Genomic DNA, 12,598 nt, shown 5'->3' on the forward strand with positions numbered 1-12,598 from the left:
CGGGGTCAGAACAGGCTCAGCAACGCCTCCGCCGGGTCGGCAAGACCCGTCTGGCCGTCCGGCAGGGGCAGTTCGAACCACACCGTCTTCCCGCGCGGGGTGCGGCGCGAGCCCCAGGCCGCCGACAGCAGGCCCACGAGCTGGAGGCCCCGGCCGCCCTCGTCGGTGTCCCGGGCCCGGCGGCGGCGCGGCTGGACGAGCCCCGCGTCCCAGACCTCGCAGACCAGCGTGCGGTCGAGGAGCAGCCGGAGCCTGATCTCGCCCTCGCCGTACCGCAGCGCGTTGGTGACCAGCTCGCTGACGAGCAACTCCGTCGTGTCGACGAGGGGTTCGAGGCCCCAGGAGAGCAACTGGCCGCGCGCGTACTCGCGCGCGCGCCCCACGCTGCGCGGCTCGCGCGGCAGGGTCCAGTCGCCGACGGAGTCGGCGGGCAGGCCCTGCACACGGGCCATCAGCAGGGCGATGTCGTCCTCGCCGTGGTGCGAGTCGAGGGTGTTGAGGACGTGGTCGCAGACGTCCTCCAGGGGGGCGGAGGGATCGGTGAGGGCCCCGACGAACGCGTTGAGGCCCTCGTCCAGCGGATGGTCGCGCGATTCGACCAGTCCATCCGTGTAGAGCGCGAGCAGGGCGCCCTCGGGGAGTTCGACCTCCACCTCCTCGAAGGGTTCGCCGCCCACGCCGAGCGGCATGCCCGGCGGCACGTCGAGCATCAGCGCCGGCTCACCGGGTTCGACGAGCACCGGGGGCAGGTGACCGGCGTTGGCGAACGTACAGCGCCGGGTCACCGAGTCGTAGACCGCGTACACGCAGGTCGCGAGGTACACCTCGGACAGGTCGGCCTCACGGGGGCGCCGGGCCGCCCGGGTGGCCTGCTGGACGCCTCCGGGGGTGCCGAGGCCGCGGGCGATCTCGTCCAGCGCGGAGAGCACCTCGGCCGGTTCCAGGTCCAGCAGCGCCAGCGTCCTGACCGCCGTGCGGAGTTCACCCATCGCGACCGCCGCCCGCAGACCGCGGCCCATCACGTCGCCCACCACCAGCGCCGTACGGTGCCCGGGCAGTTCGATGACGTCGAACCAGTCGCCGCCGACCTCGCTGGGGCGGCCCATGGAGACGTTGCCCGGCAGGTATCGGCAGGCGATGTCCAGACCGGACGCCACCGGGTCGCCGGGCGGCAGCAGCGACCGTTGCAGTATCAGCGCCCGTTCGTGCTCGCGCCGGTACAGGCGCGCGTTGTCGATGCAGACCGCCGCCCGCGCCGCCAGCTCGACGGCCAGATCGCGGTCCCGGTCGCCGAACGGCTCGCTGCCCTTCGTCCGTGAGAACTGCGCGAGGCCGACGACGGTGTCGTGGGCGACCATCGGGACGGCGAGGGTGGACTGCACGAGGCCGCCGTCCTCGCCGGGGACGGCCTGCGGGCGGGCGGTGCGCAGGGCGTCCGCGCAGGGCGAGTTGAACGGGAAGTGGTGGACCGCGCCGACCGCGACGGCCGGGCCGGAGCCGGGGAAGGGGGCGTCGGAGACGGCGGAGGAGAAGGCGACCCGGCGCAGTTCGGCGCTGCCGTCGGCGAGGCCGGGCGGGGTCTCGTCGCCGGCCAGGAGACCCTGGTAGAGGTCCACGGTGGCGAGATCGCAGAAGCCGGGCACGACGACGTCGAGGAGTTCGCGCGCGGTCGTCTCCAGGTCGAGGGAGTTCCCTATGCGGGCGCCCGCGTCGTTCAGAAGGGCGAGATTGCGCCGGGCCGCGGCGGCCTCGCGGGCGGCGGCGCGGCGGGCGGTGATGTCGGTGCCGAGCCAGGCGATGCCGATGGGGCGGCCGGTGCCGCTGTGCACGCGGTACAGGTTGATCGACCAGTGCCGGCGCTCGTCGGAACCCGGCACGAAGCCGGTGACGTGCATGTCCGTGATGGAGTCGCCGGTCTGGAGGACCCTGCGCAGCGTCGCGCTGACCCGGTCGGCCTCGGACCGGGGCAGGTAGTCGTGGACGCCCTTGCCGCGGTGGTCGTCGGGGGTGCCGCCGAAGATGGAGGCGAACCGATGGTTGGCCCGGCGGACCCGCAGGTCGGGGTCGATCAGCAGGAAGCCGAACGGGGATTGGCCGAAAATGGCCTGCGAGGCGGCGAGGTCGGTCTCGATGCTGCGGAGCGTGCGGACGTCGACGACGATGCAGACGGCGGCCTTGTCGCCGTCCAGAGTGCGGGTCGGCATGACGTACACCTCGGCGAGGCCCTTCTCGCCGCGGCCGCCGCCGGGCACCGGGTCCGGCATCCGGAACGGCACCACACCGGTCCACTCCCGCCCGTCGAGGATCTCGGCCATCTTGCGCTGACCGCGTTCGCGCAGGTCGGGGTCGATGAAGGCGTCGATGGGGTCCATGCCGACGGCCCGGTCCGCGGAGATGCCGAAGATCTGCTCCGCGCGCAGACTCCACTGGTCGACGAGGCCGTCGGGACCGATCGAGAACGAGGCGACCTTGATGTAGTCGTAGATCGAACCGGGCGGACTGCTCTGCCACATGGCGTCACCCGGCGTCGCCGACTCGTCCGGGCCGTCGGCGAGGCCGTGCGCGGCGCCGGCGGCGAGCGCACTCGCGGCCCTCGCCCTCGCGCCGCCCGACGGGTCCTCGGACTCCGTGGCCTTCGCTGGTATCTCGCTCACGCGAACCGTCCCCTCCAGCTCACCGCGTCCGGCACCGGTCACCGGCGGCGGCTGCCCGCAGTATCCAGCACTACGGGTCCGCACGACACGGTGTTCACGATCACAGCACGGTCCAGGTGCTTTTCGGACCGTCCCGCGACAACACTTCCAGTCTTCTAACCAGCGGACACGCCCTCGAACCACCTCTTCCTCGACCGGTCGGCGACCGGAACCGAACGGGCGACACCGCAGGCCCCGCTGTACACCGGCTCATCCCCGCGGAACGCCCCCTCAACCCGGCACCGCCAGTTCGAACCAGACCGTCTTCCCGGTGTCCCCGGGCCGCGTGCCCCAGCGGTGCGCGGAGGAGGCCACCAGTTGCAGTCCGCGCCCGGTCTCGTCCTCGGGTCGGGCGACCCGCTCGCGGGGCGGGTCCGGCAGCGGGTCGGAGACCTCGACCCGCAGGATGCCCGCCAGGGCGGCGGGCCGGACCAGACGGACGCCGATGGGGCCGGTCGCGTGGCGCAGGGCGTTGGTGACCAGCTCACTGACCAGCAGCGCGGTGATGTCGCCCAGGCTGTCGAGGCCCCAGTCGTGCAGCTGGCCGCGGACGGCGCGGCGGGCGGTGCGCACCGCACCCGGGTCCGCGGGGAACGTCCACTCGACGCAGTCGCCGTCGGTGTCGATCACGCCGATCACTTCCCGGGCCAGCGAGTACACCCATGTCCGGTTTCGTGGGGTTAGTTGCCCCATACCCGATATTGCCTGGGTGGTACCGCGGGACAGGGCGCACGGTGGCACGAACGGCGTACGGACCGGACCTCCCCGGCCCGCCGTGCTCTGCGCATGCCTCAGCCGGCGTCGGCGCCGAGCTTCGGGAGGGCCTCGCGGACCGCGGGCACGTCCTGGTCCAGCCAGTCGACGTCCCAGATCTCGGCCGGGGTGAGCCAGCGCAGCGCGTCATGGTCCTGGAGGGGCTCGGGCGGGGTAGAGCCCGGGCGCAGACGGGCGGTCCACACCTGAAGGACGTACGGCGACCGAAGGGGCCACTCCCCCGGGACGCGTTCGACGGTCTCGGTCTCGACGCCGAGCTCCTCGCGCAGTTCGCGCACGAGTGCCGCCTCGGGCGCCTCGCCCTCCTCGACCTTTCCGCCGGGCAGTTCCCAGCGGCCCGCGAGTTCCGGGGGTGCGCTGCGGCGCGCGGCGAGGAGGCGGCCGGCGTCGAGCAGGGCGGCTCCCACCACCACGATCCGTTCCGTCATGCGCCGGAGCCTACGGGACCCGGCGGCACGTCAGTTCCGGGAGCCGTCGCCGTTCTGCGCCTGGGCCTGGCTCTGCCCCTGGCCGATGCGCTCGACCCAGTAGAGCTGCTTGTGGCCGCGGCTGTCGAGGCTGTCTGCGATCTTCTGCGCCTCGTCCCGGCTCGCGTATCTGCCCACCCGGTAGCGGTTGCCGTTGTCGTCCTGGCGTATGACCAGCCAGGGCAGGGAGATGGTGCTGTCGTTCATCGCACCCCACGCCCCCTTCTCGCCCCGGCCCGCCCGGACCCCGTCCGCGGCGCGTCCTGCGCGCCGCCTTCTGAGGAAACCGCAATCCGCATATGCCCGAGCGTACGCCTTACCTTTACGCACCGAACACGACTTTGCACAAAGAGGTACGCAACCAGCCAAGACGCAGGGGGCGCACGGGACCGAACGCGCCGTGCGTGCGCCGCGATGCATCCGGTCGGCGGGGTTGCGGGCACCTGGTGGGCGACCTGCGGGAACAACCGGAAACGACCGGATTCCGACGGCCCTCGGGCCGCCCGGTGGCCGGGCGATACCGGGGGCAACTGCCGGAAGGGTGTGCGCCGCCCCGGCGGATGCGCTACCGCCCCGAGCGGCTCCCTCCGCCTCCACCGCTCCACCCCCGCCGACGGAAGGCGGCGGCCCCGCCCTCCACGCCGGACGGCCCCCGGCCGCCGTGGCGGTCACTTCACCGGCAGGTGGTACGCGACCCGGTAGCGATCGGCGGGAATCACCACGTCGGCCGTCTCGACCGGGCGGCCCGAGGCGAAATAGGTGCGCTGGACGACGAGGACGACATGCCCCGGGACGCCGCCGAGGGAGAGAAGCTCCTCGGCCAGGCCGGGCCGGGCGCCGACCTCCTCCGTGACGTTGTCCACGATGACGTCGATGGCGCGCATCCGCTCCACCACGCCCATGCCGCCCAACGGGCCCTCCTCGGGCAGCATCACGGGCGTGCGGCCGGTGACGGCGAGGGGTTCCCACGAGGTGGAGAGCATCATCGCCTCGCCGGCCTCCCGGAAGACGTACCTGGTGCACATCACGCGGTCGCCGGACGCGATGCCCAGCCGCTCGGCGACACAGACGCTCGCCTCGACCTGCGCACTGCTGGACTCCCAGGTACCCCGCGTGTGCGCCTCGGCCTGCTCCTGACGGAACGGCGTGGCGCCGCTCACGGGGCGGTACCCGGAGCGGGAGATGCGGCGCGGCACGGGCCGCTCGCGCACATACGTCCCGGATCCGGAGCGGCCCTCGACCAGTCCCTCGGCCATCAGCACCTTGCGCGCCTCGAGGGCGACGGTGTCGGAGACGCCGTACTCCTCGCGGATTCTCGCCTGGGAGGGGAGCCGGGTGTGCGGTGGCAGCGACCCGTCGGCGATCTTCTTGCGGAGATCACCCGCGACACGCAGATACGCCGGCTGCTCACCGAATGTCACTGGCCACTCCCATCAGGTTGTACAGACAGCTACAGCCTGGCAACCGTGGGTTGTACCGTGCAAGCAAAGGCCAGAGAATCACTCGATGTGATGACAAGTGCCCGGGAAACCGTTTACCCAGGCACTTTCTCCCCGCTGTGGGCGCGATCACACATCCAGGCCGCTGTCGCTGCCGCCCCCGCCCGTGCCGCCGCTCCCGCCGCCGGAGTCCCCGTCGTAGGTCGGGACGGTGGTGGCCAGGCCCAGAGCCTCGCGGGCGGTGACGGTGGTGTCGCCGTCGACGTACTCGTAGGCGGTGTCGTAGTGGTCGTAGAAACCGGCGGCGTCGGTGGCCTTCGCCGCCGCCGCCCACTCCCGGGCCGCGTCCCGCATGTCCTTCACCAGGGCGGCCACGGGCTTCTCCCGGGCCGGCGTCATCCAGTTGTGGGTGCCCAGCTGGTCCGCCTGGTCGCCGGTCGCCTCGCCGGCCTCGCCGGCCCAGGTGCGGTTGCCCGCGAGGTCCTCCTCGGCGTACTCCTCCGGCTCCTCGACGAGGACCTCGTCGAGTGCGGCCATCGCCTTGAGAAAGGCGAACTGGTCGGCGTCCAGCGTCGTCGCGTCGGCGCGCAGCGAGCCGGTCAGGGTGCCCTTCTCGTCCACGTTGGCGAAGACGCAGGTGATCTCGCGGTCGCCCTGACTCCAGCTGTCGGCGGTGGGCGTGAGGTAGTAGACGTCGACCTCGTCGGTCAGCGCCCAGGTGTCCATGGCGTAGGCGCCCTGGAGCGTGTAGCACTTGTCCTCGGCCACGTCCGTGATGTGGTCGTCGCCCGGGAAGCCGCCTCCGGGGAGCGGGACCGTGGCGAACACCTCGGCGTCGTGCTCACCGGCGCAGGCCACCTCGTCGACGTCGTAGACGTCCTCCTCGAAGGTCTCACCCGGCACGTCGAAGCAGTCGCCCTTGGCGAGCGAGAGGCTGGAGTTGCCGCTCGCGCCCTCCTTGAAGCCCTCCCAGAAGTCGGACGAGCCGCCCGTGGCCAGCAGCAGGACCCAGAAGGCAAGGCCGACGAAGGACAGGACGGAGCCCGCGATCGCCATGCCCTTGCCGCGCTCCCCCCGCTTCCTGATCTGCACCAGCGCGATGATCCCGAGTACCAGCCCGACGGCCGGCAGGAAGCAGAGCGCTCCGAGGACGAGGGAGGCGATGGCCAGGCCGTTGACCGGCGAGGGCCGGCCGAAGGGGCTGTAGCCCTGGCCCCAGACGGGATAGGGAGCACCGCTGTACGGAGCCTGCGGGTAAGGCCCCGTCGGGCCGGGTCCCTGCGGACCGTACGGGCCCTGGGCGTACGGGTCCTGTGGGCCTTGGCGGTACGGATCCTGCGGGCCCTGGGCGTAGTGGTCCTGCGGGCCCTGGGCGTACGGGTCCTGCTGGGGCGGGGCGAACGGGTTCTGCGGATACGGGCCCTGCGGCTGCGGAGGCTGGTACGGGTCCTGGGGCTGGTGCGGCCCGGGAGGCGGGGGTATGGACACGGGTACCGTGCTCCTGGTTCAGACGGTTCAGGCAGTTCAGGCGGCGGGCGAAGCGCTTGCCGAGGTAGTTGATCAGACGCCTCGGTCAGTCTGACAGGGGGCTCTGACAGCGGGTCGCGGCACTGGCACCGGTTCCGGCGGTGGCGTCGACCGGCGCACGTCCCTCGTACGACTGCGCGCATCGTAAGCGCGGCACCGGTGGCGACGGAACGGAGATTCCGTTCAGGCCGCCGCCCGCGCCCCCTCCGCCGCTCCGGCCGCCACCCTCACCTCCGTCCCCGTCCCCGTGCGCACCGTCTCCTCGACGAGCAGTTCCCGCGTGCAGTCGCGGATCAGGCCGTGGAAGGAGAACCGGGCCGGGGTGTCCTCCCGGATCAGGTTGTTCTCGATCAGCGCGTCGAAGTGGTGTTCCACGTCCCCGGCCGGCAGACCGGTCACGAGGGCCGCGTGGGCGATGTCGTAGGAGGCGGACGGCAGGAGACTGATCTGCCTGCTGAACTCCCGCTCGGACGCGCTCAGATGGTCGTACGACACCCGCAGCACGGCCATGAGGTCGCGGTCGGCGGTCCGCAGACAGCCGGCCCGTTGCGCCGGCTGCGCGAGGCGCTCGACGAGGTCGGCGACGGCCCACGCCGGACGGTCGCGCAGCCTGGTCGCGGCGATGCGCAGGGCGAGCGGCAGCCGGCCGCACAGCTCGACGGCCCGCGCCACCTGGGCCGGCTCGCGCGCCGCACGCGGCTCTCCGACGATCCGCCGGAACAGCGTCACGGCGTCGGCCGGCGGCAGCACGTCCAGGCACAGCGGCAGGGCACCGTCCAGGGCGGTGAGCTTGCGCCGGCTGGTCACCAGCACCAGCGTCCCGCCGGTGCCCGGCAGCAGCGGGGTGACATGGGCGGTGTCCGCCGCGTCGTCGAGGACCAGCAGACAGCGGCGGCCCGCCAGCCGCGAGCGCCACAGGGCGCTGCGCTCCTCCAGGCTGGACGGGATCTCCTCGGCGGTCAGGCCACTGGTCTGGAGGAGGACGGCGAGCGCCTGCTCGGTCGGCACCGGCGAACGGGTGGCGCTGAAACCGTGCAGGTTGATGAAGTACTGGCCGTCCGGGTAGAGCTCGGTGACACGGTGGGCGAGGCGCACCGCCAGCGTCGTCTTGCCGACCCCGCCCATGCCGTCGATCGCCACCATCACGGGCGAGCCGCCCGGGTCCTGTGCGGCGAAGGCCGACAGGGTGGTCAGTTCGGCCGTGCGGCCCGTGAAGTCGGTGAGGTCGTGGGGCAGGTAGTGCCTGCCGTTGCCGGGCGGTGCGGAGGGCCCCGTGCCGCGCTCGTCGGGCGGTTCGGCGCCGGCCGCCGTGAGGGCGGGCCCGCCCGGGCCGTGCAGGTCCGGGGAGTCGGCGAGGATCTCCGCGTGCAGGGCGCGCAGCCGGGGGCTCGGCTCCAGGCCGAGTTCGTCCACCAGGAACCGCCGGCCCTCGTCGTAGACCGCGAGGGCGTCGGCCTGCCGGCCGCTGCGGCACAGGGCGATCATCAGGCTGCCGCGCAGGGCGTCGCGCAGCGGGTACTCCGCGATCAGCGCGTGCAGTTCCGCGACGAGCGACCCGGTCTCGCCCAGCTTCAGGCGCAGCGCGACGAGGTCCTCGACGGCGGTCAGCCGCTGCTCGCCGAGCTTCACCGCGGCACTGGAGACGGCCGGGCACTGGATGCCGGCGAACGCCTCCCCGCGCCAGAGGTCCACTGCCGACTGGAGCAGCCGGACGGCCTCGGCGTACCGGTTCTCGCGCTCCGCCACCCGGGCCGCGCGCACCCGGCCGAGGAACCGGTGCGCGTCCACGGCGTCCTCGGGTACGACCAGGCGGTAGCCGACGTCCACGGTGACCAGGCTGGTCCCGCTCGACGCGGAGAGAATGCGGCGCAGGTCGCGGATCGCGTTGTGCACCTGCGGACGGGCCGACGACGGCGGGTCCTCCCACAGTTCGTCCACCAGCGCGTCCATCGGAACGACCCGGTTGGCGTTGAGGAGCAGCAGGGCGAGGAGCCGCTGCTGTCGCATGCCCCGGACGCGGACCGGTGTGCCCGACTCACGCAGTTCCAGGGATCCCAGGACCAGGAATTCCATTTCTTCTGTCCCCCGATGTCTTTCAACTCGGTTCAGCACGTGCCCCCGTGAATGTTCAGGGGCCCCAGGTGACATCGCCGTCGGTGTGGTCCCCCGCGGTGGTGCGGAGGTCGCTCTCGACGGCGTGCGTGAGGTTCTTCGGCGAATCCGTGACAGTCACCGTCATCGCCGTTCCACCGAGGACGATCAGTGCGGCGGCGATGATTTTCGAGACACGGGTGCCCTGCATGGAATTTCTCCTCGCTCAAGTGAGTGGAATTCCGGAACGAATTGCTCCGGACTCTTCGGCGGAATCTCCGGTGGCTTTCGTTCCGTCGATGGCTCAACTCTGCTCGACCGGGGGGCCGGAGGGAACAGCCGACGGCTGGACGGAATGTGCAGCGTCCTAACCCGTCCACCCCGACCTGGGGAAACGCAGGGCTCACGCGTCCCACCAGGGACCGGGCACCAGCACGGCCCCGGAGGCCGCGACGCCGTAGCCGAGCAGGTCCGGGTGGTGCTCCACGGCCCGCCGCGACAGCCGCGCGGCGCTGTCCTCGGCCGCGGCCAGGGAGTCCGCGAGGAGGAAAAGGCCCAGGGTGAGGCCCTCCGCGGCACCGGTGTGCACGGAGACGTGTTCCAGGCCGTCGCTTTCCTCGGCGCAGGCATAAATGATCGCCGCGAGATCGGGTAGGGCGGGCGCCTCGGCGGGGGCTCGCAGGCGCACGTGGATGAGATACATGACTTCATCTTCCGCGCTGTTCACCAGCGGCGGACCGGCTCACGATGGACGCTTTATGCCATGGCATAAAGCGTCATACGGAAAGGGCCGACGGGCGGCCGCGAATGGTGCGCGGACGGCTCTCGCGCCGGCCGGGGAGCCTCCGGGTCAGCACTCTGGCACCACGAATGGTTGAAAGCCGAGCTATTGGCCGGAACCGGCCTCCGTGCCGCCGAGCCGCCATCCGCAGTTCAAGGTCAGTAAGCTCGGGGGCACTGAGTTTCGAACACAGTGTGTGCAGTGTGTGACAGCAACAGGGGGACTGCATCATGTTGGACGTTCTGGGACTGGATGCGGAGGCAGAAGCCATCTACCGGTGGATGCTGGCCAATCCACTGGAGGGCATCATCGTCCTCGTGTCCCGGCTCGGGCTGCCGGAGGAACGGGTCCGGGCGGGCCTGGACCGGCTCAGCGAACTGGCGCTGATCCAGCCGTCGGCCCGACAGGGCATAGGGTTCCGGGCCGTCGGCCCGGAGACCGCCATGGAGGTGCTGCTGGCGCGCCAGCAGGCGGAGTTGGCCGCGCAGCAGATGCGCGTGGAGAAATCCAGAGCGGCGGCGGCACAGCTGATAGCCGAATGCTCCTCGCTGCGCCCGCGGGGCATCGACACCGACTCCGAACAGCTGGACGGCCTGGAGGCGATCCGGGACCGGCTCGCGGAGCTGGCCCAGTCGGCGCAGGTCGAGGTCGCCACGTTCGCACCGGGCGGCGCGCACCGGGCCGAGGACCTCCAGGCCAGCCGCGCTCCCAACTCCGCCCTGCTGGACCGAGGGGTGCGGATGCGGACGGTGTATCTCGACAGCGTGCGCAACCACGCGCCCACGCTGGAGCACGTCGGCTGGCTGCACTCCCGCGGCGGACAGGTCCGTACGGTGCCCGAACTGCCCGTCCGGATGATCATCTTCGACCGGTGCAAGGCGATGCTGCCGGTCGACACCAGCGACGCCCGGGTCGGCGGGGTGGTGCTGAGCGGCGCGGGGACGGTCGCGGCCCTGTGCGCCCTGTTCGAGAGCGTGTGGAACATGGCGACGGCGCTGGGCAGCACCCCGAAGTGCGAGGCGCGGGGCATGCCTCCGCAGGAGCGGGCCGTGCTCAAGATGCTCGCCCAGGGCTACACCGACGAGGCCATCGCCAAGCGCCTCGGCGTCTCCCCGCGAACGGCCCGGCGCACCGCCGCCACGCTGATGGAACGCCTGGACGCCCGCAGCCGTTTCGAGGCCGGGGTGCACGCCGTCCAGGACGGCTGGCTGCCCTCCTCGCGCTGACCGCCGGAGCCGACGGGCGGCCCCGTACCCGCCGGGCGCACGGGCCCTGTCCTCCCATCCCCGCCCGCCGTGCCCCGGGCACGGACGGCGGGAGTGCGACGACAGGGCCCGTGCGCTCACGCGGGCGTCGCGCCGGCGCGTGCCTCCTTGCGGTCGGCGAGGAGCAGGGCCAGGGCGGGCAGCAGGGTGACGGCGTAGATCACGAGGACCCAGCCGAACGAGTGGGCGAAGGCGCCCGGCACCAGTCCGTGGCGCTGTCGGGCCGCCTGCTCCAGGACCACCGTGACCACGGCGAGGGCCACGGTGCCGCCGATCCGCTGGATCAGGTTGAGCTGCGCTGAGGCGTCCGGGATGGACCGGGGACCGATCGACTGGAAGGCCCGCGTCATCGCCGGCACGATCGTCAGTCCCGTTCCCAGGCCCCGCACCACGAGGCCGGCACACAGCAGCACGTACGACGTGTCCGACGACAGCGTGGTCAGCGGCACGGTCGCCAGCATCGTCAGACTGATGCCGACCACGACGGTGCCGCCACCGCCCAGCCGCTTCATCAGCACTCGGCACAGCCAGGCCGCGGTGACCACGCCGAGGCCGCCGGTGGACATCAGCAGGCCGGTCGTCACGGCCGTCTCGCCGCGCGCGGTCTCGAAGTAGAGCGGGATCAGCATCATCGGCGAGTACAGGACGAAGCCCAGGCAGAAGATGTTGACCGCGGCCGTCCGGTAGACGCGGTGCGCGAAGAGACGCACGTCGAGCAGCGGGAAGGCCGCGCGCAGTTGCCGTACGACGAACACGGCACCGCTCGCCACCGCGAGGGCCAACGGGACCAGGATGGCCGCCCCCGCGTCGAGGGCGTGGTCGGAGAACGCGTGGACGGCCAGGACGGTGCACACCGTGCAGGCCGCGCAGGACACCAGGCCGACCACGTCCAGCGGCTTGGCGGCGCCCTCCCCCGGCGGGTCCTTGCGGACCCAGCGAAGGGTGACGAAAAGCAGGGCGGCGCAGAGCGGGACGTTGACCACGTACACCGCGGACCATCCCCCGGCCTCGACCAGCAGACCGCCGATCGTCGGGCCCAGCAGCGGGCTGATCAGCATGACGCTGCCGTTCAACGACTGGACGCGGCCCAGGTGTTCGCGGGGCACGCCACTGGTGAGCAGGATCGTCGACACGGGGGTGAGCACACCCGCGGCGGCGCCGGCGAGCCCGCGGGCGGCGATCAGCTCGGGCAGGGTCTGGGCGGACGCGCAGGCCGCCGAGCCGAGCGCGAACAGCACGGTCGCGGCGGCGAAGACGCGCCGTACGCCGAACCGCGTGGCCAGCCAGCCGGTGGCCGGCATGGTGGCGGCCAGCGCCATCAGGTAGGCGGTCACCACCCACTGGACCTGGCCGATGGAGCCGAACCTGGCCGTGGTCTCGTGCAACGACACGTTGACGATGGTGGTGTCGAGCAGGGCGAGGAAGCCGCCGGTGATGGCCGCGGCCATCGTGACGACGGTGGGGCCCGAGGCGGTCCGCGGAGGGCTCGGCGCGTCCTCTTTTGTCTGTTCGGTCAGTGCCATGGGTGGGCGTCCTTCACAGGGCGGTGGAATCGACAGGG

Annotated in this window: 11 protein-coding genes; 1 reads left to right on the forward strand and 10 read right to left on the reverse strand. The window is 72.2% G+C overall.

The window, feature by feature from the left end:
* Window positions 1-5 precede the first annotated feature (5 nt).
* The 9 genes from OHS71_RS15140 to OHS71_RS15180 form a co-directional block, all read right to left on the reverse strand.
* On the reverse strand, window positions 6-2,654 hold the full coding sequence (locus tag OHS71_RS15140) for a SpoIIE family protein phosphatase (RefSeq protein WP_328479903.1): 2,649 nt from the start codon (window positions 2,652-2,654) through the stop codon (window positions 6-8).
* Between the two features lie 270 nt (window positions 2,655-2,924).
* Window positions 2,925-3,386, reverse strand: a complete 462-nt coding sequence (locus OHS71_RS15145) for an ATP-binding protein (RefSeq protein WP_443046954.1) — start codon at window positions 3,384-3,386, stop codon at window positions 2,925-2,927.
* A 98-nt stretch (window positions 3,387-3,484) separates the two neighbouring features.
* Window positions 3,485-3,895 (reverse strand): (deoxy)nucleoside triphosphate pyrophosphohydrolase, encoded by a 411-nt coding sequence (locus OHS71_RS15150; protein WP_328479904.1) that lies wholly within the window; start codon window positions 3,893-3,895, stop codon window positions 3,485-3,487.
* Between the two features lie 30 nt (window positions 3,896-3,925).
* Window positions 3,926-4,141 carry an SPOR domain-containing protein gene (locus OHS71_RS15155; protein WP_328479905.1) on the reverse strand — a complete coding sequence of 72 codons (216 nt, stop codon included), beginning with the start codon at window positions 4,139-4,141 and terminating at the stop codon, window positions 3,926-3,928.
* A gap of 461 nt (window positions 4,142-4,602) precedes the next feature.
* Window positions 4,603-5,355: a GntR family transcriptional regulator gene (locus OHS71_RS15160; RefSeq protein ID WP_328479906.1), complete on the reverse strand. Its 753-nt coding sequence runs from the start codon at window positions 5,353-5,355 to the stop codon at window positions 4,603-4,605.
* A gap of 147 nt (window positions 5,356-5,502) precedes the next feature.
* Window positions 5,503-6,861: a DUF4190 domain-containing protein gene (locus OHS71_RS15165; protein WP_328479907.1), complete on the reverse strand. Its 1,359-nt coding sequence runs from the start codon at window positions 6,859-6,861 to the stop codon at window positions 5,503-5,505.
* A gap of 222 nt (window positions 6,862-7,083) precedes the next feature.
* Window positions 7,084-8,973: an AfsR/SARP family transcriptional regulator gene (locus OHS71_RS15170; protein WP_328479908.1), complete on the reverse strand. Its 1,890-nt coding sequence runs from the start codon at window positions 8,971-8,973 to the stop codon at window positions 7,084-7,086.
* Between the two features lie 55 nt (window positions 8,974-9,028).
* Window positions 9,029-9,202, reverse strand: coding sequence for a hypothetical protein (locus tag OHS71_RS15175; protein ID WP_328479909.1), 174 nt, complete (start codon window positions 9,200-9,202; stop codon window positions 9,029-9,031).
* 192 nt (window positions 9,203-9,394) lie between these two features.
* The gene (locus tag OHS71_RS15180; protein ID WP_328479910.1) at window positions 9,395-9,694 is read right to left on the reverse strand and encodes a hypothetical protein; all 300 of its coding nucleotides are present in this window, start codon (window positions 9,692-9,694) and stop codon (window positions 9,395-9,397) included.
* A 308-nt stretch (window positions 9,695-10,002) separates the two neighbouring features.
* Between OHS71_RS15180 and OHS71_RS15185 the strand changes: the two genes are divergently transcribed.
* Window positions 10,003-10,998, forward strand: a complete 996-nt coding sequence (locus OHS71_RS15185; protein ID WP_328479911.1) for a helix-turn-helix transcriptional regulator — start codon at window positions 10,003-10,005, stop codon at window positions 10,996-10,998.
* A gap of 116 nt (window positions 10,999-11,114) precedes the next feature.
* Here the strand turns inward: OHS71_RS15185 and OHS71_RS15190 are convergent, their stop codons facing one another.
* Window positions 11,115-12,560 carry a DHA2 family efflux MFS transporter permease subunit gene (locus OHS71_RS15190; RefSeq protein WP_328479912.1) on the reverse strand — a complete coding sequence of 482 codons (1,446 nt, stop codon included), beginning with the start codon at window positions 12,558-12,560 and terminating at the stop codon, window positions 11,115-11,117.
* Window positions 12,561-12,598: the final 38 nt, after the last annotated feature.

The sequence above is a fragment of the Streptomyces sp. NBC_00377 genome, assembly GCF_036075115.1.
Taxonomy (GTDB): Bacteria; Actinomycetota; Actinomycetes; order Streptomycetales; family Streptomycetaceae; genus Streptomyces.